Raw genomic sequence first — 22,506 nt, forward strand, 5'->3', positions numbered from 1 at the left:
CTTTCTCTTTTCAAAAATCCCGACTTGTGATAAGATAGGCTGGTATGCGTTTAGATAAATTATTAGCCCAGGAAAAAATCAGCCGTAAGGCCATGAAACAAGCTCTTTTGAAAAAAGAAATCTTTGTAGATGGACACGCTGCTCGTTCCCTTGCACAGAATGTTGATACTGGATTACAAGAGCTGATTTTCAAAGATAAAAAAATCCAAGGATATGAACACACCTACCTCATGCTCCACAAACCTAACGGAGTCGTGACGGCAAGCAAGGATAAAAAACTCCCAACTGTCATGGACCTTCTTCCTCAGCATCTCCAGTCTGACCAACTCTACGCCATCGGCCGTCTGGATCGGGATACGACGGGTCTCCTCCTCTTAACGGATAATGGTCCCCTAGGTTTTCAACTCCTCCATCCTCAGTATCATGTGGATAAAACTTACCAAGTAGAGGTCAATGGGCCACTGACTCCCGACCATATCCAAGAGTTTAAAGATGGGATTGTTTTTCTTGATGGAACTATTTGTAAACCTGCTCAGCTTGAGATTCTATCTTCAAGCCCTAGTCTCAGCCGAGCCACCATCACCATCTCTGAAGGGAAATTTCATCAGGTCAAGAAAATGTTCCTCTCAGCCGGTGTCAAGGTCACTGCTCTCAAACGAGTTCAATTTGGAGATTTTATATTGGACCCTGAACTAGCAGAAGGTGACTTCCGACTTCTAAACTCACAAGAATTGGCAATCATTCGTGACTTTCTTAGAAAAAGTGGTTAAAAAATGAGGTTGGGACAAAAGATCCCGACCTCACTTTTTATTAGCAATCAAACTTTGACGCGGTTGCTGATTGAACTTTTTGTTCGTCTTTTAGACTCCAAAAAGCTCCTAATCATCCTCGCGGGGCTGGGACTACGAAATCGAGACTTTGTCTATCGATTTCTGTCACACCGCCATTTCTTATTTTTCAACTTTTACTTTCCCTGTCCAAGAATCCAATCCGTAAGAGAGGATATAGATTTCTGAGAAACCTTGTTTTTTCAAGAAAAGTGCTGCGTTTGTGACACGTTGCGCACGTTGGTTTTCATAGAGAAGGACAGGTTTATCCTTGCGAAGAGCTGCAAGACTTGTCTTCAATTGATTTGAAGGAATATTACGAGCTCCGAGGATATGTTTTCTGTGGAAGTCAGCTGGATCACGCAAGTCAATCAACTGACCTGTACGAATCAAAGACTCAAACTCTGCATTGTCTACAATTTTCGCTGCACGACGAATGCGAAGGTAGTTGTATCCCATCCAAGCCAACATCGCTACAATAAGTCCCCATAATACCCAAGTTACCATATTACCTAATCTCCATTTTTTTCTAAATAGTCTAATTCTAGTTTGTGCTCTCTGCGCAGAACAGCCTCCGCTTCAAGATAATCCAGCTTGTCCATCAAGCCTGCATCATAGATTCGAGATAGCTCGATCTTCATCAGTTCAATGTCATAGAGACGTTTTCCCATGTAGACAATGATACCAAACTGTTTGAGAAATTGTTGCACATCATAGAGTGTTTTCATAGCTTTCATTTTAGCAAATAATCAGAGTTTTTTCAATAGTTCCCATGGAAGACTATTTTTACTGCTTACTAATTTTCTTGATACTCCGATATAGAAGATACCCAGCAATCATTCCAACAAAATTCTGCAACAAATTGTGAGGGATATCTGTTAGGGCTGCCCCCAAACCTTTCATCCAAGAAGTCGCACATGCATATCCAGCTACCATAAGAAAAGTTGCCAAAACCAATCCAAGCCACTGCCATTTTCCTTTAAAACCTGCAAAGTAACCCTGCAAGCCATGGAAAAGCAAGCTGAAAAACATCCAATGAGGATAACCTGAGATTAGGTCAATAATGAAACCTCCTAGACCTCCGACAATAGCTCCTTCCCGTTTTCCATAATAAAAAGCAGTAAAGAAAATACCAGCATCTAGTAGAGTTAAGATTCCTGTTTGGGTTGGGATTTTGACAATATAACCTAAAACTACCGATAGGGCAGTTAGTATTGATAATAGGGCGATTTTACTTGTTTTGGTTTGCTTCATACTGTCTCACTCCATATTGATCTGCTTGTGCAATGGCACGGTAAACAAAGGCTTTGGAAGTTTCAATTGCTGGTAATAGTTCCTCTCCCTTGACTAACTGACTAGCAATACTTGATGCAAAGGTACATCCTGCACCAGCATTTTGTCCTTGGATAACTGGATTTTCAAGAATCGTGAAATTCTCCCCATCATAAAAGACATCCACAGCCTTATCCTGACTGAGGCGATTTCCACCCTTGATAATCACTGCTGGTGCACCCAAGTCATGTAATTTCTGCGCTGCAGCCTTCATATCTTCCAGACTTTCAATCTTTTGGCCTGCAAGCAACTCTGCCTCAGGAAGATTCGGAGTAATCACTGATACATAAGGGAAAAAGCGAATCAACTCTTGACAGAGCTCACTGACTGCAACGTCGTGCGTTTCCTTACAAACCAATACAGGGTCCAAGACTACTGGAACTCCTAATCTTTCCTTAATGAAATTCAATGCTTTTTCAGCAACACCGACTGTCGGCAAGAGACCAATCTTAATCCCTCCAAAGTCTACACTTTTCAGGCTATCCAACTGTTGTTGGAAAATAGTCTCATCCGTCGGAAAGACTTCAAAACCATTTTCTGTCAAAGCAGTCAAGCAGGTCATGGCTACAAATCCATGCAAACCATTCAAAGTATAGGTGGCAAGGTCAGCAGCCAGTCCACCTCCACTAAAAATATCATTTCCTGAAAGTGCTAAAATACGATTATTCTTCATAACGAATCTCCTTCAAATACAAACCATTAGGCGCTGCAGTTGGACCTGCCAACTGTCTGTCTTTTTTCTCCAAGATGAGGTCAATCTGTTCAATCGGCATACGGTTGTTACCAATTTTCAGCAGGGTTCCGACCATATTTCGAATCTGCTTATAGAGGAAACCATTGCCTGAGAAGGTAAAGGTCAAAAACTGCCCTGTTTTATCAACCCTAAGACTAGCTTCTGTAATCGTCCTAACCTTGTCCTCCACGCTAGTTCCTGATGCTGTAAAACCAGTAAAGTCATGCGTTCCTTCCAGTTTTTTTACAGCAAGCTGCATCCGCTCCACATCGAGTGGATAGGGATAATGAGTCGCATAATGGCGACGCATAGGATTTTTAGGACGTCCTCTATCCACGATAAACTCGTAGGTCTTGCTATGCTTGGCATAACGGCAATGAAAATCATCGGCCACAATCTCAATCGAAATCACATCGATATCTTCAGGGCTTTGGGTATCGAGAGCAAAGCGAAGTTTCTCCTCATCCATCTGATAGGGAAGATCAAAGTGGATGACCTGTCCTAAAGCATGAACGCCACTGTCCGTTCGCCCAGCGCCATGAATGGTAATAGCTTGTCCTTTATTTAATTTGGTTAAAGTTTTTTCAATTTCCTCCTGAACACTACGCGCATGAGGTTGCCGCTGAAAACCAGCAAAAGCGTAGCCATCATAGGAAATGATTGCTTTATATCTAGTCATGTATCTATTTTATCAAGAAAATTTCTCTGCAACAAGTTTGAAAACCAAAAATTGTACGGGGACAGTTCTTGGTATCATCTAGTTTTTATCTAGATCTTCTCATTATGTATTTTCTCTCTGGAACTTCAATGGTTTCAACGATTTCAAATCCCTCTTTGTGGTAGAGATTTTTGGCTCTTTGATTTGATTCAAAAACCGTTAGGGAAATACTCTCTATTTCTTTATTTTCAAACATTTCTTGAAGAAAGTATTGAAAAGCTTTTCGACCTAATCCTTTCCCCTGCTTATGTGGAGCTATGAGAAATCTTCCAATATGAAGATTTTTATCTTCTAGTTTGATTTTCTGGATGATGCCTACAAACTCTTCTCCAGCAAAAATGGAAAAAATCCCTTCCATCTTTTGCAAAGATTGGGCAATCAAGGGATAAGAAATCTTTGGTCCCATCCATTGCTTCTGAAAACTTTCTCCCAAAGCATTAGACCACTGACAAATGAGTTGGGCATTTTCTAACTGAAGTCCTTTTTCAAAGTGAATTTTCATATTTGTTCCTAAAACTTCTCCTGCATCCAACTATTATACTCTTTCTTTTATCTTTTCCGAATAAATAAGTATGATTCATCTTTACTTTTTTCTTGTTGGAGCGATTCTTGCTTCCTTTCTAGGTTTAGTCGTTGATCGTTTTCCTGAGCAATCCATCGTCTTTCCTGCTAGCCACTGTGATTCTTGTCAGACTCATTTGAAACCACTGGATTTGATTCCGATTGTTTCTCAAGTAGTCTATCGCTTTCGCTGTCGCTATTGCAAGGCTCGCTATCCTGTTTGGTATGCCCTCTTTGAGTTGTGCTTAGGACTGCTCTTTCTAGCTGGGTCTTTGGGATTTCTAACTCTAAGTCAAGTCATCCTAGTCACTGCTGGCTTGACTTTGAGCATCTATGACCTTCGTCATCAAGAATATCCCTTGCTAGTCTGGCTGACTTTCCACCTAGTCCTCATGGTATGCTGTGGTTGGAATCTAATCATGGCTTTCTTCTTGATTCTTGGAATCATTGCCCATGTTATTGATATTCGCATTGGAGCAGGTGATTTTCTCTTTCTAGCCTCTTGTGCACTCGCCTTTACACTTACAGAAATTCTGATTTTAATTCAATTTGCTTCCACAACTGGCATTCTAGCCTTTCTCCTACTAAAGAAAAAGGAAAGACTTCCTTTTGTGCCCTTCCTCTTGCTTGCTGCTTGCATGATTATTTTTGGTAAGCTACTGCTTGTCTGATAAAGTCAGCGATTTCTGCTACTTGTCCTCCATGTAGAGCCTTAACAATCTTGGAACCGACGATAACGCCATCTGATACTGCATTAAAGCGTTCTACATCAGCTTGTGTGGATACACCAAAACCGGTCAAGACTGGAATGTCAGCCACTTGATGCAGTTGAGCCAAGTGCTTGTCCAAGTCATCTCGGTAATTTCCTGCTTTCCCTGTCACCCCGTTAATGGCAACAGCATAAACAAAACCTTCTGCCCCTTCAATGAGTTCTTTTTGACGCTCCATTCCTGTCGTCAAGCTGACAAGTGGAATCAAAGCAATGTCTGTATTCACCAAAAAGGGCTCTACAAAGTTAGCATGCTCATGAGGCAGGTCTGGAATAATCAATCCCTTAACCGCTGTATCAGAAAGGTCTTTGACAAATTTCTCAATACCGTACTGAAAGAGGGGGTTAAAGTAGGTCATGATAACAAGTGGAACTTCTGTTTCAATAGTCTTCAAAGTTTCAACTAAAGCCTGGGTAGAGGTTCCGCGAGCTAGACTGCTCAAGCCTGCTTCTTCGATAACTGGACCGTCTGCAACAGGGTCTGAAAAGGGAACTCCTATCTCAATGGTAGACACACCCAAGTCTTCTAAAAAGTGGATTGTTTCAGCAAGACCATCTAATCCTTTTTCGTGGTCTCCAGCCATGATATAGGGAACAAAAATTCCCTTTCCTGCTGCTTTAATTGCATTCAATTTTTCTGTTAGTGTCTTAGGCATGAGCTTCTCCCTTCTTTGCTGCGTCTGCTTCCAAGCGGTCTTTAACTTGAACTACATCCTTGTCTCCGCGACCTGATAGACAGACAATCATAGACTTGTCTGGACCAAGTTCTTTGGCTAATTTCACCGCAAAGGCGATAGCGTGACTAGACTCCAAGGCAGGGATAATCCCTTCCACACGAGACAAGAGTTGGAATCCTTCCAAGGCCTCTTCATCTGTCACAGGAACATAGGTCGCACGCTTGATATCGTGGTAATGAGAATGTTCTGGACCGATACCTGGGTAGTCCAAACCTGCTGAGATAGAGAAGGCTTCTAAGATTTGTCCATGGGCATCTTGGAGAACATCCATGAGAGAACCGTGAAGAACTCCTGGGCGACCCTTGGTCAAGGTAGCTGCGTGATGCTCTGTATCCACACCAAGTCCTGCCGCTTCAGCTCCATACATAGCTACAGATTCATCTTCCACAAATGGATGGAAGAGACCGATAGCATTAGAACCACCACCTACACAGGCTACTAGGGCATCTGGCAAATCTTGCCCTGTCAAGTCACGGTACTGTTGTTTTGCTTCTCGACCGATAACACTTTGGAAATCACGCACAATTTCTGGAAAAGGATGAGGCCCCAAGGCAGAACCAAGGATATAGTGGGTATCATCGATGTTGGCTACCCATGAACGAAGGGCTGCATTGACCGCGTCTTTAAGCACGCGCGAGCCATCTGTTACAGCTTCCACCTTGGCTCCCAAAAGTTCCATACGAAAGACATTGAGGGCTTGGCGTTTAACATCTTCCTCACCCATATAGATAGTACATTCCATGTTGAAAAGGGCTGCAGCTGTTGCAGTTGCTACACCGTGCTGACCGGCACCAGTTTCAGCGATAATTTTCTTTTTGCCCATGCGTTTAGCAAGAAGAACTTGGCCCAAGGCATTATTAATCTTGTGGGCACCTGTATGGTTGAGGTCTTCACGTTTGAGGTAAATCTTGGCTCCTCCAATATGCTGGGTCAAGTTTTTTGCGTAGTAAAGAGGAGTTTCACGCCCCACATACTGGCGCAAGAGTTGGTTTAATTCCTCTTGGAAACTTGGATCTGCCTGACTTTCACGATAAGCTTCTTCCAAGTCCAATACTGCTGTCATCAATGTTTCTGGGACGAAACGTCCGCCGAATTTTCCGTAAAATCCATCTTTATTTGGTTCTTGATATGCCATTCTTTACCCTCTCTATAAATCTTCTAATCTTTTCATGATCTTTTTGTCCGTCTGTTTCTACTCCGCTTGATACATCTACTGCAAAGGGAGAGAAATACTGAATTGCTTCTTCTACATTATCTTCGTTAAGCCCACCTGCGATGAGGAAAGGCTGAGATAGTTCTGTCGTATCCAGTTGCCCCCAGTCAAATGTTTGTCCACTCCCTGCGACAGGTGCATCAAAGAGTAGATAATCTGCCTGAGAATTGGGTACATGCCCCCTTTCATCCACCTGAACAGCCTGAATGCTGGCACAAGGCAAATTCTCAAACAAATCATCCGCCACCTGACCATGAATTTGAACTAAGTCCAAACCAATCTTTTCAATCGCTTCTAGTAGTTCTTCCCGACTTGGTGAAACAAATACCCCAACTTTTTTTACATTTGTAGGAATAATCTCAGCCAGTTCTATTGCTTGTTCCAAGGTCACCTGTCTTTTGCTAGGAGCAAAGACAAAACCGATATAGTCGGCCCCTGCTAACACAGCTGTTTCTACCGCTCCTTTGGTCGATAGTCCACAAATCTTAACCTTTGTCAATCTGCAACTCCTTGATTCTCTGGGCTACATCTTCTGCTTGCATGAGGGCTGTTCCCACCAAAATTCCGTTAAAGTATGGTGCAACACGTTTTGCATCCTCCTCTGTAAAAATAGCAGATTCAGAAATGTAGAAGCAATCGTCCTTAAAGTATTGGGCCAAGTCTACGCTAGTCTGCAAGTCAACTTCAAAGGTAGTCAAATTACGATTATTCACACCAATAATTTGAGCGCCAAGACGGTGGGCAACTTCTAGCTCTGCTAGATTATGAGTTTCCACCAAAACTTCTAGACCTAGCTCTGTCGCATAGTCATACAGTTCCTTGAGGCGTTCTTCTGATAAAGCCGCTACGATGAGCAAGATAACTGTCGCACCTGCATTGCGAGCACGGATGATTTGCTTTTCATCGATGATAAAGTCCTTGTTCAGTGTCGGAATCTGTACTTGATTGGAAATCTCACGAAGATAATCCAAATGACCCTTGAAGAAAACTTCGTCTGTCAGAACAGAAATCATAACCGCGCCATTCGCTTCATAAGTCTGGGCCTGTTGAACGATATCCACATCCAGATTGATATCACCCATACTTGGACTCGCCTTCTTGACCTCCGCAATGATTTGCAAACGGTCCTGATGGTTTTTCAAATATTCAGCTAAGCGATAGCTTTCACGCAAGGGTTGAAGCTCCTCTCGCTCCATCATTTCAACTTCACGCGCCTTTTGCTCTAGGATACGTGATAAAAATTCCTGACTCATCTTTGATACTCCTGTAATAGTCTGAGTTTTTCAAGGGCCTTACCACTGGCAATTACTTGACGTGCCAATTCAACTCCGTCCTTGATACTGTCTGTTTTACCATTGGCGTAGAATCCTAGACCAGCATTTAAAACGGTTGTTTCCAAGAATGGACTTGGTTCGTTATTAAGAACACTGACAAGAATGGCTGCATTCTCATGCGCATTTCCGCCACGAATGTCCTCAATGGCAATGCGTTCCATTCCCAAATCTTCTGGAGTAAAGGTTGACAAAGTGATTTCACCATTTTCAAGAAGGGCAATGCTGGTAGTACCATTCAAACCAGCTTCATCCAATCCTTGTGGACCAGCTACTACGATAGCACGTTTTCGACCCATGTTTTTCAAAACCTGAGCTGTACTTTCTAGAAGTTCTGGACGACTAATTCCTAGAAGCTGTGTTTCCAAGACCATTGGGTGAATCAGTGGACCTGTCAAATTCATGATAGTTGGAATTCCCAACTCCAAGCGTGCTGGCATGATATATTTCATAGCTGGGTGCATGTTTTTGGCGAAGAGAAAGACAATTCCTGTTTGGTCAAATACCTTACCCAATTGTGATGGTTTAAGGTCAATATTGATTCCCAAAGCTTGCAAGACATCTGCTGAACCAGATTTAGAAGAAATAGAGCGATTTCCATGTTTAGCCATGTGGATTCCTCCACCTGCCAAGACAAAGGCTGCAGTTGTAGAAATGTTGAAGCTAAATGACTTATCTCCACCTGTACCACAATTATCCATAGCATCTTGAATGTTGGTTGGAATGTGTTGAGCATGTCCTCTCATAACTTGGGCGAGGGCTGTTCTTTCTTCAGGTGTTTCTCCCTTCATCTTGAGGGCTAAAAGAAGTGAAGCGATTTGTGCTTCTGTCACTCGCCCTGTTACGATGCGTTCGATCACATCTGTCATTTCAACACTTGATAAATCTTCAAAGTTCGCTAATTTTTCAATAATTTCTTTCATTTTGTCTTCCTCACTTTAAAACTTTCTCGATAAAATTCTGAATAGACGATAGGCCATCTGGCGTTCCAATACTTTCTGGATGATACTGCAAGCCATAAATCGGCAAGGTTTTGTGTTGAATACCCATAATGGCTTGGTCATCTGTCGAACGAGCTGTCACTTCAAACTCTTCTGGCATCTCTTCAATTAAAATACTGTGGTAACGCATGACTGGACGATTGTCCTCGATTCCTTGATAGAGAACGGAAGGAGTCTCAAATCGAATCTGGCTTTGTTTGCCGTGCATAACTTTAGGAGCCAAACCCAACTTACCACCGAAGACTTCCGCGATGGCTTGGTGTCCCAAACAAATCCCTAGAATCGGTTTCTTACCTGCAAAATCACGAATCATTTCTTCCATCTTCCCAGCATCAGCTGGCCAACCTGGACCAGGAGAAAAGACTAATCCATCTGCCTTTGTAGCTTCTTCATAAAGAGTTGGATCATCATTTCTCAAAACCTGAACTTTTGCGAAATTCCCAATGTATTGGGCTAGGTTATAGGTAAATGAATCATAATTATCAATCAATAAAATCATGGTCTTAGTTCTCCCATTCTAGTCATAGATTTAGCTTTGTTAATGGTTTCTTGGTATTCGTTTTGGGCGATAGAATCATAAACAATTCCTGCTCCAGCCTGCACATAGGCTGTTTTATTTTTTAGAATCATGGTTCGAATTGCAATGGCAAAGTCCATATCTCCAGTTGCTGAAAGGTAGCCGATAGCTCCGGCATAAACGCCTCGCTTCTCTGTTTCCAACTCATAGATGCGTTTCATGGCCCGAATCTTAGGGGCCCCCGATACTGTTCCTGCCGGAAGAGTCGCCTTCAAGGCATCCATGGCAGTGAGTTCTGGTAACAAACGTCCTTTAACTACGCTGGTCAAATGCATGACATAGCGGAAAAGTTCCACTTCCATATACTTGGTTACTTGGACACTTGCTGTTTCAGCAATTCTACCGATATCATTGCGTCCTAGGTCCACTAGCATTCGGTGTTCTGCCGTCTCCTTTTCATCAGAAAGTAGATTACTAGCTAATGCTGCATCTTCCTCGTCATTGGCACCTCTAGGTCCCGTACCGGCAATCGGATTGGTTGTTACAATGCCGTTTTTTACGGAAACCAAACTCTCAGGACTGGCACCGATGATTTGATAATCTCCAAAGTCATAAAAGTATAGGTAATTTGATGGATTTGTTACTCGGAGATTTCTGTAGAAGTCAAAAGGATTTCCAGTTACTTCTGCTGAGAAACGCTGACTGAGCACGCATTGGAACATATCTCCGTTACGAATCAAGTCGCGAGCTGTTTCTACCATTTCTTCAAATTTCTGAGGAGCGATATGTGGTCTAAACTGAAGTGGAGAAAGGTCCAAATCTTCAAATTCATTTGATGCTGGGATTTTTAACTCCTCTAAAGCTTGATCCAAAGCCGCTTCTAGTTCTTCATTGCTTCGATCACTGTAAAGAGCATCCTCGATGATATGAATTTTTTCTTTCTTGTGGTCAAATACCATATAACTCTCGTAAACAAAGAAATGCATATCTGGCGTCCCAATCGTATCCTCAGGAAGCTGGCCAATCTCTTCGTAAAGAGAAATCATGTCGTAACCAACAAAGCCAATCGCTCCACCACCAAAAGGTAGGTCTGAATGATGCTGACTCTTTTGTGTCACCTCATAAAGGAAATCCAATGGGTCACGATCAATCACTTGGCCATTTTGATAAAGAACTCCATTCTCAAACTTAATCTCAAAAACTGGATTATAAGCCAAGATAGAAAATCGAGCATTTTCTTTTTCTCTTGGGATACTTTCAAGTATGACCTTGTGTTGTCCGTTCAAGCGCATATACGCCAAGATTGGTGATAAAACATCTCCATGAATGATTCGTTCCATTGTAATTTCCCTTTCAGTCAATAATTTATAGACTTTTAGTCTTAATTTCTTACCTTTTTCTATTTCCCTTAAATAGTGCGGACGGGAGCAACTTTCTCCGAAATTTCATCCCTAATTTTTGAGCTCCTCGCTCATTCATTTTTAGGCTCAGGCTAAAATAGTTCCCCGAACTATTTTACTCTCAAAAATTCCGTTCTAGAGAAGCATCTTTACTTCTCTAGAATACCACTATGGCGGGAAATAGCTGTTCAATGCTCACTTCGCTCGCAAATATTTTATAGAAATCTATCTAGTGATGAAGCATAATTTATAGTTAATTGAACCTAGAATAGTACACTAAGGATTCTAAAACGTCTCTAGAAATTAATTTTACTTTCCTAATCTTTTTGTTCATATCTTATTTCAATCCACTATAAAACTGATAGCCATATCTACGAAAAATATATAAAAATCCCCACGCAAAATAACTTGCGTGAGGACGAAATTCGCGGTGCCACCTCAATTATAGGATTTCTCCTATCTCTCATTCCTGTCTCAGATAGCTCCTGTAACAGGTTGTGCGATAAAGGGCACTCCCTTGAGAATCATGTTTTCTTCTCTCAATTCAGATGGACCCAACCTTACAGCTTTCTCTGCTTGTTTTCAGCAACCACAAGCTCTCTGTGAGAGAAATCTCTGTATCTTTTCCATCTTTTATTTTTTAGCTTCAAGGTAGTCTGCAATAGCAGCTACGTCCTTGTCTCCACGACCAGAGACATTAATGATGATAATCTCATCTCTACTTAGTTTTGGTGCTCGTTTGACTGCTTCTGCGATAGCATGGGAGCTTTCAATAGCTGGGATAATTCCTTCAGTCTTGCTAAGTAGAAGCAAGGCTTGAACAGCCTCTTCATCAGTCGCTGCAACATACTCTACACGACCAGAGTCTTTAAAGAAGGCGTGTTCTGGTCCAACCCCTGGATAGTCTAAACCAGCAGAGATAGAGTAAACAGGTGCAACATTTCCATCTTCACCAAAGACTGCATAGGTTTTCATTCCATCGACAATTCCTACACTACCCTTGGTCATTGTTGCCGCGTGTTTATCGGTATCTAAACCGTGACCAGCAGCTTCTACCCCAACCAATTTAACTTCTTCATCAGCTACATACTGCGAGAAGGCACCGATGGCATTAGAACCACCACCCACACAGGCAATGACGTAGTCTGGCAAACGTCCTTCTTTTTCCAAGATTTGACGACGAGATTCTTCACTGATGACTTTTTGAAACTCATGGACAATGGTTGGATAAGGGTGAGGACCTACAGCTGAACCTAGAACATAGAAAGCTTCAAGGTCATTCATCCAGGCTCCAAAAGCTGCATCAACCGCATCCTTCAGAGTACGTGTTCCTGTTTCAACTGCGTGAACGGTTGCTCCCATCATCTCCATGCGGAAGACATTGAGACGTTGACGCTCCACATCTTCTGCCCCCATGTAGACATCACATGCCATACCAAATTTGGCTGCAGCAGCCGCAGTCGCAACGCCGTGCTGGCCAGCTCCTGTCTCAGCAATCACACGTTTTTTACCCATGCGTTTTGCTAGAAGGATTTGACCCAAAACATTATTAAGTTTGTGAGATCCAAGGTGATTCAGATCTTCGCGCTTGAGATAAATCTTAGCTCCACCTAGGTGCTCTGTCAAACTTTCTGCAAAATAGAGCGGTGTTTCGCGACCTGAATAATCCTTCAAGTAATGGCGAAACTCAGCTAAAAACTCTGGATCGTCCTTGTATTTTTCAAAAGTCACTTCCAATTCATCTAGCAAAACCTGAATTGGTTCTGGTACAAAACTACCACCAAATTGTCCAAAATATCCTTTAGTTGTCATAAAATTTTCCTCCTTCTATATGAATCCGGCTTTTTATTTGCTTTTAGTAGTGAAATGGTCTGGGGGACCATTTCAGCCTTTACTAAAAGAACAAGTGAAACTTGAATATTACTCTCAGTTAACTCCCTAATAAAAGATAAACAAAATGACGGATAGAAAAAGCCCACACACGGAATATATTTCCATGTGAGGGCGTTTGTAACGCGGTACCACCTCATTTGTAAAGAGACTATCCCCTTTACATCTCTGCCTTGTCTATCAACAAGTTGCACTGTAAGGTGTGCCTACCGAATTTTCATTGTTTCAAATTCATTTTTTCAAATCAGCCCAATTTCACTACTTTCAACCACCTGTTCACAGTAACCACAGGCTCCCTGAAGATCAAAAATAATTACTTTTCTGATTTGTTGAGTTAATTATATGTTATTGTTTTTTCTTTGTCAACCGTTTTCAACAATTTTTTACTAATTTTTTTAACTATTATTTAGCACTATTATTTAGAACCTAGAACTTCTTCAGAAACTCTGACAAAAGTCTCAATGATATAATCTACTTCTTCATCCGTTAATTTTGTATGAAGAGGAAGCGTAATTTCATTTTCAAAGAAGGCATAAGCCTTTGGATAATCTGCCATATCGAAACCAAGATTCTTATAGGCTGTCAAAAGTGGAAGTGGTTTGTAGTGAACGTTACTTGCGATTCCTGCCTTAGCCAATTCTTGAATGATTTGATTACGTTGTTCGAGACTAGCACCTTCTACATGGGTGATGTAAAGGTGACGACAAGATTCAACAGTATCTGTCTCATGAGCCAATGGATGGATAGGAGTTCCTGCAAATCCACGGTCATAGCGAGTTACGATTTCTTTACGACGTTGAAGCAAGCCAGGATAACGGTCCAACTGTACCAAACCAAGCGAAGCCATGATATCAGTCATATTGCACTTGTATGCGGGTGTTACGATATCGTATTCCCATGATCCTAGTTGCATCTTGGCAAGAGCATCTTTTGTTTGACCATGGAGGGAAAGGATTTGGAATTCCTTATACATTTCTTCATCATCAATCGCTGGATTGGCTTTCCAAGTGGCACTTCCTCCTTCTGCAGTTGTAAAATTCTTGACTGCGTGGAAAGAGAATGATGTGAAGTCTGCAATTGAACCGGCTGGTTGTCCCTTGTAGGTTGAACCCAAAGCGTGGGCACTATCAGAGACAATCACAATACGGTTAAAGGCCTTTTGCCACTTGCTAGCAGCTTTAAAGAGGTCACGTTTCTTCTCAACAACTTGGAACAAACGGTCATAGTCACAGATAATCCCTGCTAGTTCTACCGGGATGATGACTTTAGTCTTCTCAGTAATAGCTTGCTCAAGCTTGTCATAGTCCATTTCAAAGGTATCAGCTTGGATATCAACCATAACTGGTGTAGCACCTACGTGGGTGATGACACTACATGATGCTGTGTAGGTCATAGCTGGAACGATAACTTCGTCACCAGGTCCTACTTCAAGCACGCGCAAGATCAATTCAAGAGCTGCTGTTGCAGAGTTGAGGCAGACTGTCTTAGGTGTCTGAGTATAGACAGATAGACAACGTTCTAATTCTTTTGTCTTTGGACCTGTTGTGATCCAACCAGAACGAAGGGTATCAGCTACTTCAGCAATTTCAGCTTCGGTAATATCGGGTGGTGAAAATGGAATATTATACTTTGTCATTGATTTACTCCTTTTACTGTATTCACTCTTGTGACTACTTTATTTTAAAACTTCAACTACAGTCTGGAACATGATCTTGATATCTCCGAAGAAACTAAAATCACGTAGATAGGCTAGGTTAAAGTGCATTTTTTCTGGAAGGACTCTTTCCACATAAGCCTGATCAACTGTCATACCTTTTGTAGTCATTTGACTGATGATGGCATCCTCGTCCTTATAGTTAATGCTGGCAAGCGATGTAATCCCTGCAGGTAAGAGCAAGGTAGCCATCATTTCAGGGCTATACTGCTCTGTGTAGCGTGGTACTTCTGGGCGTGTTCCTACAAAGGACATCTCTCCTTTGAGGACATTAACCAGCTGAGGCAGTTCATCCAAACGCACACGTCGAATGAAATTTCCAACTTTTGTGATACGACTGTCATTTGCAGAAGTTACTAGACTTCCTTTTTTATCAGCATCTGTCACCATAGTCCGGAATTTCCAAATCTTGAAATGATGGTTGTACTGGGTTACCCGCACTTGCTTGTAAATAACTGGACCCTTGCTATCTAGCTTGATCCAGATGCTTAGAATCAGAAATAAGGGGGAGGTCAAGATTAACAAGACTACGGCTAGAAACAAATCTAGACAACGCTTGAAAATCAATGAGCCTTTTCTTCTAGACACAAGCTGGTAGTATGGTTTTACCTCGCTCAATTGCATTTCTTGAGGTAGCTCCTCCCATTTCAGCATGCACATTCTCCTCTGTTTTTTATATATAATCTTTATTAACATTCTACATTATACCACAAAATGAAAGAGGCAGTGCAAGAAATCTGTGTTTTAAAGGAATTCTTCCCTAGGAAAGAGCCCCTGCCTGCAAACTATACATCTTGTGATAGGTTCCACCCAATGCTAGGAGTTCCTCGTGGGTTCCACTTTCGATGATACGTCCCTTATCAAGAACATAGATACAATTAGCATCTTGAATGGTAGAAAGGCGATGGGCGATGGCAATGGTTGTCCGACCTTGTCTCATCTTAGCTAGGGAATTTTGGACCAGAGCTTCTGTTTCAGAGTCGATATTGGCTGTCGCTTCATCCAAAATCAGGATTTTAGGTTGACTGGCAACAGTTCTAGCAAAAGCAAGAAGCTGACGTTGACCAGTTGAAAAACTCGAACCACGCTCAGATACAGGAGCATCATAACCTAAAGGAAGATCTTGAATGAAAGAATCTGCATCGACAAATTCTGCTGCAGCCTTGACTTGGTCATCGCTGATATCTTGGTACATGGCGATATTGGACTTAATGGTCCCATGATAGAGGAAGGGATCCTGTAGAACCAAACCGATGTTTTTTCTCAGCCCCTCTTGACTATACTCTCGAATATCCACATTATCTAGGAGAACCCGACCTGACTGAAATTCATAAAAGCGCATGAGAACATTGATGATAGAAGATTTTCCAGAGCCAGTATGCCCGACAAAGGCAATGGTTTCACCTTTATTGACAGTAAAAGAAATATCATCTAGAATTTGGTGTTTTCCATCATAAGAGAAGGACACATGTTCAAAGCGGATATTTCCTTCTTGAATCTCGGCTTGTCCATTTTCTTGGACCGGTTCATAGTTGGACTCATCGATCAGTGCAAAGACACGACCTGCTGAAACCATGGATGTTTGAAGGGTAGAAAAGTTCTGTGTCACCTCGATGAGCGGATCAAAGAGACGATTGATATACTGGATAAAGGCATACATAGTTCCTGCCGTTATTCCTAGATAAAGTCCGCGATAGCCAAAGTAAGCCATCAAAACTGCATAGCCCAACAGCTTCAACAAACTCATAGCTGGACGTAAAAAGAGAGAATCCAAGGCTACTGAACGGTTAGCGTAGACTAGGTGTTCCTGGTTTATCTCATCAAACTCTTCTTGCAGGCGTTTTTCTTGGTTAAAGGCTTGAATAATACGAATGCCTTCGATATTTTCTGCCAGCTTACTGTTAATATCTGACAGTAGACTTCTGGTTTTTTCAATGACCTTGACCGATTTTTTACGGTAGAGATTAACCAAAAGGAAAATCAAAGGTAGAAAGAGCAAGACTAAAGCAGTCAGACGATAGTCCAAAACTAACATGGTATAAAGGGTCGTCACGAATATAAAGACTGCCGAGATAAAGCTAGATAAGATTCCCGAAAACATATCACTGATAGTCTCGGTGTCATTTGTCAAACGAGAAACAATAGAACCTGCAGGAGTTTTATCGAAATAAGACATGCCTAGCTTCTCCATATTGGCAAAGGCATCACGTCGGATATCTCTAACGATGCTGTAGGACACGCGCGCAAAAAGGAGATTCCCCACATATTGGACAATAGTTTGAAGAATGTAGAGACCATAGTAAACTAGCAAAACTGTAACAGCAAGCTGATTGAGATTGTTTAGATACTGGTCGATAAAGTGAGAAGCTACCAGGGGGATAATGCTCTTAACAACAGTCGTCGCAAGGAGAAAAGCAAGTGCTAAAAAGGTGAGTAGACCATAAGGCTTGAGATAGGACAACAAGCGTTTCAATACAGCCCATTGTGCTTGTTTATTGCGCATCTTCTTCTCCTTTCATTTCTAACTGTTGAGACCGGTAGGTTTGTGCATACCAACCATCCAAGGCAAGTAAGCCCTCGTGTGTCCCTCGCTCAATGATACGACCATCCTGCATGACCAAAATCAAATCCGCATGAACAACTGCACTGAGTCGATGGGCAGTGATAATGGTTGTCTTGTCCTTGCGAGTTTCCTTGAGATTATTGATAATAGCGAACTCTGTCTTGGCATCCACAGCTGACAAGGAATCATCTAAAATCAGGATATCAGGATTTAAAATCATAGCCCGACTCATGGCCAGACGTTGCTTTTGTCCACCAGATAGACTGACACCTTTTTCACCAATAACCGTTTCAAATCCCTGGGGCATGGCTTGAATATCTTGATAGACTTGAGCCAACTTGGTTGCTCCTTCTACTTTTGAGAAAGGCAGGTAAGGATTTCCAAAACGAATATTATCTAGGATAGAGCTGGCAAAGAGAAATTGATCCTGTGGGACATATCCCATCAAACTACGCAAGTCAGCTAGTCGATAGTCACGAATATCATGTCCGTTCAGATAAATAGCTCCTTGGTCAACATCATACTCACGTAGGAGCAACTTAATCAAAGCTGTTTTCCCTGAACCAGTCTGACCAACCAAGCCCAGAGTTTGCCCTTTTTCAAGACTAAAGTAAATATCTCGCAGCGTCTCCTCGTCTTCAAAGGCGAAACTATCAATGGCATAGTCCAAACGCCCGTTTTCAATTCCGTCAAGTGGAGATTCTGGGTCTTTGACAGGTGATTTTTGAGACAAGAGACTCTCAATCCGTTGGTAGGAAACTTTTCCTCTCTGAGTGATATTAAAGAGGAAACCAATGGCCATCAAAGGCCAGACCAACATATCCAAGTATGAGATAAAGGTGACCAGATTTCCGACAGTTACCTGTCCTGCTTGCACCATAAAGGCACCGACCAAGAGAGTTAAGGCATAGGAAGAACCAACAAAGAGCAAAACCATAGGGTCAAAGAGACTATCATATTTCATGGTTTGCAGATTCTTTTGGAAGGTCAAATCATTAACTTCCTGGAAAGATGCCAATTCATCAGACTGATAGCCAAAGGACTTGGTTACCTTTATACCTGATACAGACTCCTGAACCTTATTATTAAGTTCAGAAAAGGCTGCTTGTGATTCTCCGAAAGCCTTATGGGTCTTTCTCCCCAGACGACTAGTCCCATAGGCCATAAACGGCAAAGGGAGAATGGCAACCAAGGTCATCTGCCAAGAAATGCTAAAGAGCATAGTCAAGAGAGTCACCAAGGCTGTGATAGAGGCATCCACTGCCATCATGACACCACCACCTGCTAAACGAGTCAGAGCATTGATATCATTGGTTGCGTGAGCCATCAAATCCCCAGTCCGATAACTCTGATAAAAAGCGGGAGACATCCTTGTAAAATGTTCAAATAGTCTTGAACGCATGATTTGTCCAAGTCGGTAGGAGGTCCCTAGGATATACATACGCCAAACGTAACGCAGATAATACATCCCGAAAGCTGCCAGCAGGAGATAAAAGAGATGGAGCAGGAGGTCATCTTGTGTTAATCGTCCCGAAGTAATGGCATCGATTACGCGCCCCATGACCATAGGTGGGATGAGGTTTAGTACAGAAACCAAAACCAAAGCTACAATTCCAACTAGGTAACGGCGTTTTTCTAATTTAAAAAACCACCAGAGTTTTTGGATGATGGACATAAAATTCCTTTCTAATAACAAATGGAAACCTGAGGCGACTGCCTCAGGTTTTTCCTATTCATAGGTGATGACGCTTAGTTGACCTTTATCATACTCAGCGATAAAAATATGCATAGGAGTAAAATTTCATTTATTTTCAATCCTTTACATAAATCATTCTTTATTATAAAGGAATGACCTTGATTTTTCAAACTATACGTTGGGGAATTACTTCTTTTTCTGGTATAATATTGTCTATAATCTGAATGAAAAGGTACACACTATGAAACTAATCTCATGGAATATTGATTCCCTCAATGCAGCGTTGACGAGTGATTCTGCGCGTGCGAAATTATCACAAGACGTTCTCCAAACCTTGGTAGTCGAAGATGCTGATATCATCGCTATCCAGGAAACCAAGCTTTCAGCTAAAGGACCTACAAAAAAACACCTTGAGGTACTGGAAGAACTCTTCCCAGCCTACGAAAATACCTGGCGTTCCTCTCAAGAACCTGCTCGTAAAGGCTATGCTGGAACCATGTTCCTCTATAAGAAAGAACTGACCCCAACTGTTAGCTTCCCAGAAATTGGCGCACCTTCTACTATGGACTTGGAAGGCCGCATCATTACTTTGGAATTTGATGAATTTTTCGTGACTCAGGTCTACACACCAAACGCTGGAGATGGGCTCAAACGCTTGGAAGAACGTCAAGTCTGGGACGTCAAATATGCGGAATACTTGGCTCAACTAGACAAGAAAAAACCAGTCCTAGCAACAGGAGACTACAACGTTGCCCACAAGGAAATTGACCTTGCCAACCCAGCCAGCAACCGTCGTTCACCAGGATTTACAGACGAAGAACGTGAAGGATTTACAAACCTTTTAGCCAAAGGATTTACAGATACCTTCCGCCATATCCATGGCGATGTGCCAGAACGCTATACTTGGTGGGCACAACGCAGCAAGACTTCAAAAATCAACAACACAGGCTGGAGAATCGACTACTGGCTCACAAGTAACCGTGTGGCAGACAAGGTTACCAAGTCAGATATGATTGATTCAGGCGCACGCCAAGACCATACACCGATTGTATTGGAGATTGAACTTTAAGGAGAAACGAATGGACTATCAAGCCGTCATCCCTGAATTTGTAGTATCTGACATCGAAAAGTCGCGCCGCTTCTACTGCAACTTGCTGGGATTCACTGTCCAATACGAGCGTCCAGAGGAGAAATTTCTCTTCCTCTCGCTTGAAGACTGCCAACTTATGCTAGAAGAAGGCAGTGCAGAAGAATTAGCCCAACTGACTTATCCTTTCGGACGCGGTGTCAACATCTCCTTCGGCATAGAGGATGTCCCTCGACTCTATCAGAAAGTAATAGAGTCTAACTATCCTATTCATCGTCCTTTGACCAAAAGAGAATTTCGTGTTGGTGAACAATATATCTATCCTCATGAATTTGCAGTTTTAGACCCAGATGGTTATTTTTTAAGATTTAGTGAATAGAATAATAGAGTATTACAGTGGAAAAAGAAATAAAAAAGAGGCTTGAGCCTCTTTTTCTTATTTCCTAAATCCTCACCTGTCTATCTTCAGATCGTTGCCCTGTGACAAACATGGTGAAGGTTGCCTTGCAGACATTTCGACCATCTTGGTTGGTGATATCAACATCGACGACACAAGTGGTACGTCCATGATGGACACATTCTCCTTTGATAGTGAGAACATCCCCTAGATTTCCAGCTTTCAGATAGTTGATGGAAGACTGGAGCGTCACTCCGTCTAATCCTAGCGAAATCACCACAAGTCCACTGATTTGGTCACAAAGGGTAAATAGATAGCCTCCATGGGCATTGCCATAATAGTTGAGTGAGGAGTCCACTACTTTTGTCGTCACCACAACGTGACCATCTCTCATTTTTTCGATTTCGTAATTTTCAAAGGCAGATATAGCGTCAAAGTGAAAATCTTTCATACGTTCCTCCTGATATTTCAAACGACACTATGATACTACTTTTCAAGACTCTACGCAAGAGAGAAGCACTTATTCGGGCAAAATACCAACCTGCTCCACAAAGCGCATAAAGGCAGCTTGTCCTTCTTCTGTTTGCTTGTAAACACCTGCATCTTCCAATACTCGAGCGAAGATTTTACCCACAGATTCTTGGACAATTTCGAGAGCTTGGTCTTTATCAGTCAATCCAGGATGACTTTCTTTCAACTCATCCGCCCATTCTTGGTGATAATCCGCAATAGAAACGCCCTCTCCGACTAGATAAGCTGCTACTTGCTCCACTTCTTCCTTCAAGCGTGGTGGCAAGATTGCCAAACCCATGACCTCTATCAAGCCGATATTTTCCTTCTTGATATGCTGGACATCCTTGTGGGGATGATAGATACCATCTGGATGTTCTGGAGATGTTTGATTATCCCGCAAGACCAAATCCAACTCAAACTGCCCATCTCTTTTACGCGCAATCGGTGTAATGGTATGGTGCGGTGTCCCGTTGCTTTCCGCCAAGACCTGCACACTTAGATCTGAGTACTGACGCCAAGCCAGTAAGATTTTCTCAGCAAGGTCCGTCAAATCCTCTTTAGAATCTGAAGTTAGTCGAATCACAGACATAGGCCACTGAACAATCCCTGCTTTAACAGTTTTAAAATCTGCAAAGGTAAAGCTTTTCTGAATAGGAGCCACTTCCATTGGAAAGACATGCCGCCCCCCTTGATAATGATCGTGCGTCAGGATGGAACCACCCACGATTGGCAAATCAGCATTCGAACCAGCAAAGTAGCCTGGAAACTGCTCCACAATTGCTAACAAACGTTCAAAACTTTGGCGACTAATGGCCATAGGACGATGCTTGCTATCTAGGAAAATACAGTGCTCATTAAAGTAAGCGTAAGGCGAATACTGGAAGCCCCACTCCTGACCAGAAATATCAAAACGAATAATGCGATGGTTGCTTCTAGCTGGATGGTTGACACGACCATGGTAACCTTCATTTTCCATACAGAGCTGACATTGAGGATAGTTACTCGACTTGACCAACTTAGCTGCCGCTATCTCTTTTGGATCCTTTTCAGGCTTAGAGAGATTGATGGTAATCTCTAATTCACCGTAGTCAGACGGAACACGATAAGCAATATTCTTTGCGATAGCCTTTAGTTTGATGTAGTCATTCTTCTGACTGAGTTGGTAGAAGTTCGCAATCGCCTGCTCTGGTGACTGGGCATAGGTATCCCAAAAGTCACGATTAAGCTGACTTGGACAAGGGGTTACCAAGTCCATGAGGTCAGCGCCTAGTATCTCACGCGCAGCCTGACTATCTTCAATTGTTTCCAATCGAACGGCTTCCTCGACAAGATGGTCTTTGAGATCAATCAAGTTGTCCTGATCAGTCTCAACGTCAAAAATTCCTTCACCAACCAAAGCCAAGACACGATTAGTCAGATAAATCCGGTCCAACTCTTCAAAGGTACTTTCTGCAATGACTTTGGTAACAAATGTTTCTACTAAGGTCACTAGAAAACCTCCTTTTGA

At 42.2% G+C, this 22,506-nt stretch carries 24 protein-coding genes and 2 other annotated features; of the genes, 4 read left to right on the plus strand and 20 right to left on the minus strand.

The features are described 5' to 3' along the window. Window positions 1-44 precede the first annotated feature (44 nt). Entirely contained in the window at window positions 45-770 is a 726-nt protein-coding gene (locus RRU92_RS00005) for a pseudouridine synthase (protein ID WP_311522532.1), read from the plus strand. 180 nt (window positions 771-950) lie between these two features. On the opposite strand, the gene RRU92_RS00010 is transcribed toward RRU92_RS00005, so the two are convergent. From RRU92_RS00010 to RRU92_RS00035, 6 genes are all read right to left on the minus strand, one after another. Continuing rightward, window positions 951-1,334, minus strand: a complete 384-nt coding sequence (locus RRU92_RS00010; protein WP_049548145.1) for a rhodanese-like domain-containing protein — start codon at window positions 1,332-1,334, stop codon at window positions 951-953. Window positions 1,335-1,339: 5 nt separating this feature from the next. After that, window positions 1,340-1,564 (minus strand): YqgQ family protein, encoded by a 225-nt coding sequence (locus RRU92_RS00015; RefSeq protein ID WP_000646475.1) that lies wholly within the window; start codon window positions 1,562-1,564, stop codon window positions 1,340-1,342. A 49-nt stretch (window positions 1,565-1,613) separates the two neighbouring features. Beyond that, window positions 1,614-2,081, minus strand: a complete 468-nt coding sequence (locus RRU92_RS00020; protein WP_311522533.1) for an ECF transporter S component — start codon at window positions 2,079-2,081, stop codon at window positions 1,614-1,616. Further along, window positions 2,059-2,832 (minus strand): bifunctional hydroxymethylpyrimidine kinase/phosphomethylpyrimidine kinase, encoded by a 774-nt coding sequence (locus tag RRU92_RS00025; protein ID WP_311522534.1) that lies wholly within the window; start codon window positions 2,830-2,832, stop codon window positions 2,059-2,061. The genes RRU92_RS00020 and RRU92_RS00025 overlap by 23 nt, the downstream gene beginning before the upstream one ends. Next, window positions 2,822-3,571 carry a tRNA pseudouridine(38-40) synthase TruA gene (gene truA, locus RRU92_RS00030; RefSeq protein ID WP_311522535.1) on the minus strand — a complete coding sequence of 250 codons (750 nt, stop codon included), beginning with the start codon at window positions 3,569-3,571 and terminating at the stop codon, window positions 2,822-2,824. Before truA ends, RRU92_RS00025 begins: the two co-directional genes overlap by 11 nt. Window positions 3,572-3,656: 85 nt before the next feature. Further along, a complete protein-coding gene (locus RRU92_RS00035; RefSeq protein ID WP_315639798.1) occupies window positions 3,657-4,112 on the minus strand; it encodes an N-acetyltransferase in 456 nt (151 codons plus the stop codon). A 70-nt stretch (window positions 4,113-4,182) separates the two neighbouring features. Between RRU92_RS00035 and RRU92_RS00040 the strand changes: the two genes are divergently transcribed. Next, complete coding sequence (locus tag RRU92_RS00040) at window positions 4,183-4,842, plus strand: prepilin peptidase (protein ID WP_315639799.1); 660 nt, start codon at window positions 4,183-4,185, stop codon at window positions 4,840-4,842. Here RRU92_RS00040 and trpA read toward each other — a convergent pair. The 12 genes from trpA to RRU92_RS00100 all read right to left on the minus strand — a co-directional run bounded on the left by trpA (window position 4,814) and on the right by RRU92_RS00100 (window position 18,981). Next, the gene (trpA, locus tag RRU92_RS00045; protein WP_311522537.1) at window positions 4,814-5,596 is read right to left on the minus strand and encodes a tryptophan synthase subunit alpha; all 783 of its coding nucleotides are present in this window, start codon (window positions 5,594-5,596) and stop codon (window positions 4,814-4,816) included. The genes RRU92_RS00040 and trpA overlap by 29 nt on opposite strands. Further along, complete coding sequence (gene trpB, locus RRU92_RS00050; RefSeq protein ID WP_315639800.1) at window positions 5,589-6,812, minus strand: tryptophan synthase subunit beta; 1,224 nt, start codon at window positions 6,810-6,812, stop codon at window positions 5,589-5,591. Before trpB (RRU92_RS00050) ends, trpA begins: the two co-directional genes overlap by 8 nt. Then, the gene (locus RRU92_RS00055) at window positions 6,790-7,389 is read right to left on the minus strand and encodes a phosphoribosylanthranilate isomerase (protein ID WP_315639801.1); all 600 of its coding nucleotides are present in this window, start codon (window positions 7,387-7,389) and stop codon (window positions 6,790-6,792) included. Before RRU92_RS00055 ends, trpB (RRU92_RS00050) begins: the two co-directional genes overlap by 23 nt. After that, window positions 7,376-8,143 (minus strand): indole-3-glycerol phosphate synthase TrpC, encoded by a 768-nt coding sequence (gene trpC / locus RRU92_RS00060; RefSeq protein ID WP_315639802.1) that lies wholly within the window; start codon window positions 8,141-8,143, stop codon window positions 7,376-7,378. Before trpC ends, RRU92_RS00055 begins: the two co-directional genes overlap by 14 nt. Then, window positions 8,140-9,144 carry an anthranilate phosphoribosyltransferase gene (gene trpD, locus RRU92_RS00065; RefSeq protein ID WP_315639803.1) on the minus strand — a complete coding sequence of 335 codons (1,005 nt, stop codon included), beginning with the start codon at window positions 9,142-9,144 and terminating at the stop codon, window positions 8,140-8,142. The genes trpC and trpD overlap by 4 nt, the downstream gene beginning before the upstream one ends. Before the next feature lie 10 nt (window positions 9,145-9,154). Continuing rightward, window positions 9,155-9,721 (minus strand): aminodeoxychorismate/anthranilate synthase component II, encoded by a 567-nt coding sequence (locus RRU92_RS00070; RefSeq protein WP_315639805.1) that lies wholly within the window; start codon window positions 9,719-9,721, stop codon window positions 9,155-9,157. Next, window positions 9,718-11,079, minus strand: a complete 1,362-nt coding sequence (gene trpE / locus RRU92_RS00075; protein WP_248035971.1) for an anthranilate synthase component I — start codon at window positions 11,077-11,079, stop codon at window positions 9,718-9,720. Before trpE ends, RRU92_RS00070 begins: the two co-directional genes overlap by 4 nt. 471 nt (window positions 11,080-11,550) lie before the next feature. Then, window positions 11,551-11,782: a binding site (T-box leader), on the minus strand. Further along, window positions 11,773-12,951, minus strand: coding sequence for a tryptophan synthase subunit beta (gene trpB, locus RRU92_RS00080; protein WP_281335313.1), 1,179 nt, complete (start codon window positions 12,949-12,951; stop codon window positions 11,773-11,775). Its footprint overlaps the feature before it by 10 nt. A gap of 185 nt (window positions 12,952-13,136) precedes the next feature. Beyond that, window positions 13,137-13,368 (minus strand) — a binding site (T-box leader). A 76-nt stretch (window positions 13,369-13,444) separates the two neighbouring features. Next, window positions 13,445-14,665 carry a DegT/DnrJ/EryC1/StrS aminotransferase family protein gene (locus tag RRU92_RS00085; RefSeq protein WP_315639806.1) on the minus strand — a complete coding sequence of 407 codons (1,221 nt, stop codon included), beginning with the start codon at window positions 14,663-14,665 and terminating at the stop codon, window positions 13,445-13,447. Between the two features lie 39 nt (window positions 14,666-14,704). Further along, a complete protein-coding gene (locus RRU92_RS00090; protein ID WP_315639808.1) occupies window positions 14,705-15,397 on the minus strand; it encodes a sugar transferase in 693 nt (230 codons plus the stop codon). A 106-nt stretch (window positions 15,398-15,503) separates the two neighbouring features. After that, entirely contained in the window at window positions 15,504-17,246 is a 1,743-nt protein-coding gene (locus RRU92_RS00095) for an ABC transporter ATP-binding protein (RefSeq protein WP_315639809.1), read from the minus strand. Further along, window positions 17,236-18,981 carry an ABC transporter ATP-binding protein gene (locus RRU92_RS00100; RefSeq protein ID WP_315639810.1) on the minus strand — a complete coding sequence of 582 codons (1,746 nt, stop codon included), beginning with the start codon at window positions 18,979-18,981 and terminating at the stop codon, window positions 17,236-17,238. Before RRU92_RS00100 ends, RRU92_RS00095 begins: the two co-directional genes overlap by 11 nt. Before the next feature lie 262 nt (window positions 18,982-19,243). On the opposite strand from RRU92_RS00100, the gene RRU92_RS00105 reads away from it, so the two are divergent. Beyond that, window positions 19,244-20,071: an exodeoxyribonuclease III gene (locus tag RRU92_RS00105; protein WP_315639812.1), complete on the plus strand. Its 828-nt coding sequence runs from the start codon at window positions 19,244-19,246 to the stop codon at window positions 20,069-20,071. 10 nt (window positions 20,072-20,081) lie between these two features. Continuing rightward, complete coding sequence (locus tag RRU92_RS00110) at window positions 20,082-20,468, plus strand: bleomycin resistance protein (protein ID WP_315639813.1); 387 nt, start codon at window positions 20,082-20,084, stop codon at window positions 20,466-20,468. Between the two features lie 64 nt (window positions 20,469-20,532). Here RRU92_RS00110 and RRU92_RS00115 read toward each other — a convergent pair whose 3' ends face one another. Then, on the minus strand, window positions 20,533-20,937 hold the full coding sequence (locus tag RRU92_RS00115; protein WP_036759319.1) for a PaaI family thioesterase: 405 nt from the start codon (window positions 20,935-20,937) through the stop codon (window positions 20,533-20,535). A 69-nt stretch (window positions 20,938-21,006) separates the two neighbouring features. Then, window positions 21,007-22,488, minus strand: a complete 1,482-nt coding sequence (locus RRU92_RS00120; protein ID WP_315639814.1) for a UDP-glucose--hexose-1-phosphate uridylyltransferase — start codon at window positions 22,486-22,488, stop codon at window positions 21,007-21,009. Window positions 22,489-22,506 lie beyond the last annotated feature (18 nt).

Origin of the sequence: Streptococcus sp. DTU_2020_1001019_1_SI_AUS_MUR_006 (assembly GCF_032340315.1) — a bacterium.
GTDB lineage: Bacteria > Bacillota > Bacilli > Lactobacillales > Streptococcaceae > Streptococcus.

Bases quoted from the DNA above. Each gene is read 5' to 3' on its own strand.
- RRU92_RS00005 (WP_311522532.1), top strand. From the start codon at position 45: ATGCGTTTAGATAAATTATTAGCCCAGGAAAAAATCAGCCGTAAGGCC.
- RRU92_RS00010 (WP_049548145.1), bottom strand. From the start codon at position 1,334: ATGGTAACTTGGGTATTATGGGGACTTATTGTAGCGATGTTGGCTTGG.
- RRU92_RS00015 (WP_000646475.1), bottom strand. From the start codon at position 1,564: ATGAAAGCTATGAAAACACTCTATGATGTGCAACAATTTCTCAAACAG.
- RRU92_RS00020 (WP_311522533.1), bottom strand. From the start codon at position 2,081: ATGAAGCAAACCAAAACAAGTAAAATCGCCCTATTATCAATACTAACT.
- RRU92_RS00025 (WP_311522534.1), bottom strand. From the start codon at position 2,832: ATGAAGAATAATCGTATTTTAGCACTTTCAGGAAATGATATTTTTAGT.
- truA (WP_311522535.1), bottom strand. From the start codon at position 3,571: ATGACTAGATATAAAGCAATCATTTCCTATGATGGCTACGCTTTTGCT.
- RRU92_RS00035 (WP_315639798.1), bottom strand. From the start codon at position 4,112: ATGAAAATTCACTTTGAAAAAGGACTTCAGTTAGAAAATGCCCAACTC.
- RRU92_RS00040 (WP_315639799.1), top strand. From the start codon at position 4,183: ATGATTCATCTTTACTTTTTTCTTGTTGGAGCGATTCTTGCTTCCTTT.
- trpA (WP_311522537.1), bottom strand. From the start codon at position 5,596: ATGCCTAAGACACTAACAGAAAAATTGAATGCAATTAAAGCAGCAGGA.
- trpB (WP_315639800.1), bottom strand. From the start codon at position 6,812: ATGGCATATCAAGAACCAAATAAAGATGGATTTTACGGAAAATTCGGC.
- trpC (WP_315639802.1), bottom strand. From the start codon at position 8,143: ATGAGTCAGGAATTTTTATCACGTATCCTAGAGCAAAAGGCGCGTGAA.
- trpD (WP_315639803.1), bottom strand. From the start codon at position 9,144: ATGAAAGAAATTATTGAAAAATTAGCGAACTTTGAAGATTTATCAAGT.
- RRU92_RS00070 (WP_315639805.1), bottom strand. From the start codon at position 9,721: ATGATTTTATTGATTGATAATTATGATTCATTTACCTATAACCTAGCC.
- trpE (WP_248035971.1), bottom strand. From the start codon at position 11,079: ATGGAACGAATCATTCATGGAGATGTTTTATCACCAATCTTGGCGTAT.
- trpB (WP_281335313.1), bottom strand. From the start codon at position 12,951: ATGACAACTAAAGGATATTTTGGACAATTTGGTGGTAGTTTTGTACCA.
- RRU92_RS00085 (WP_315639806.1), bottom strand. From the start codon at position 14,665: ATGACAAAGTATAATATTCCATTTTCACCACCCGATATTACCGAAGCT.
- RRU92_RS00090 (WP_315639808.1), bottom strand. From the start codon at position 15,397: ATGCTGAAATGGGAGGAGCTACCTCAAGAAATGCAATTGAGCGAGGTA.
- RRU92_RS00095 (WP_315639809.1), bottom strand. From the start codon at position 17,246: ATGCGCAATAAACAAGCACAATGGGCTGTATTGAAACGCTTGTTGTCC.
- RRU92_RS00100 (WP_315639810.1), bottom strand. From the start codon at position 18,981: ATGTCCATCATCCAAAAACTCTGGTGGTTTTTTAAATTAGAAAAACGC.
- RRU92_RS00105 (WP_315639812.1), top strand. From the start codon at position 19,244: ATGAAACTAATCTCATGGAATATTGATTCCCTCAATGCAGCGTTGACG.
- RRU92_RS00110 (WP_315639813.1), top strand. From the start codon at position 20,082: ATGGACTATCAAGCCGTCATCCCTGAATTTGTAGTATCTGACATCGAA.
- RRU92_RS00115 (WP_036759319.1), bottom strand. From the start codon at position 20,937: ATGAAAGATTTTCACTTTGACGCTATATCTGCCTTTGAAAATTACGAA.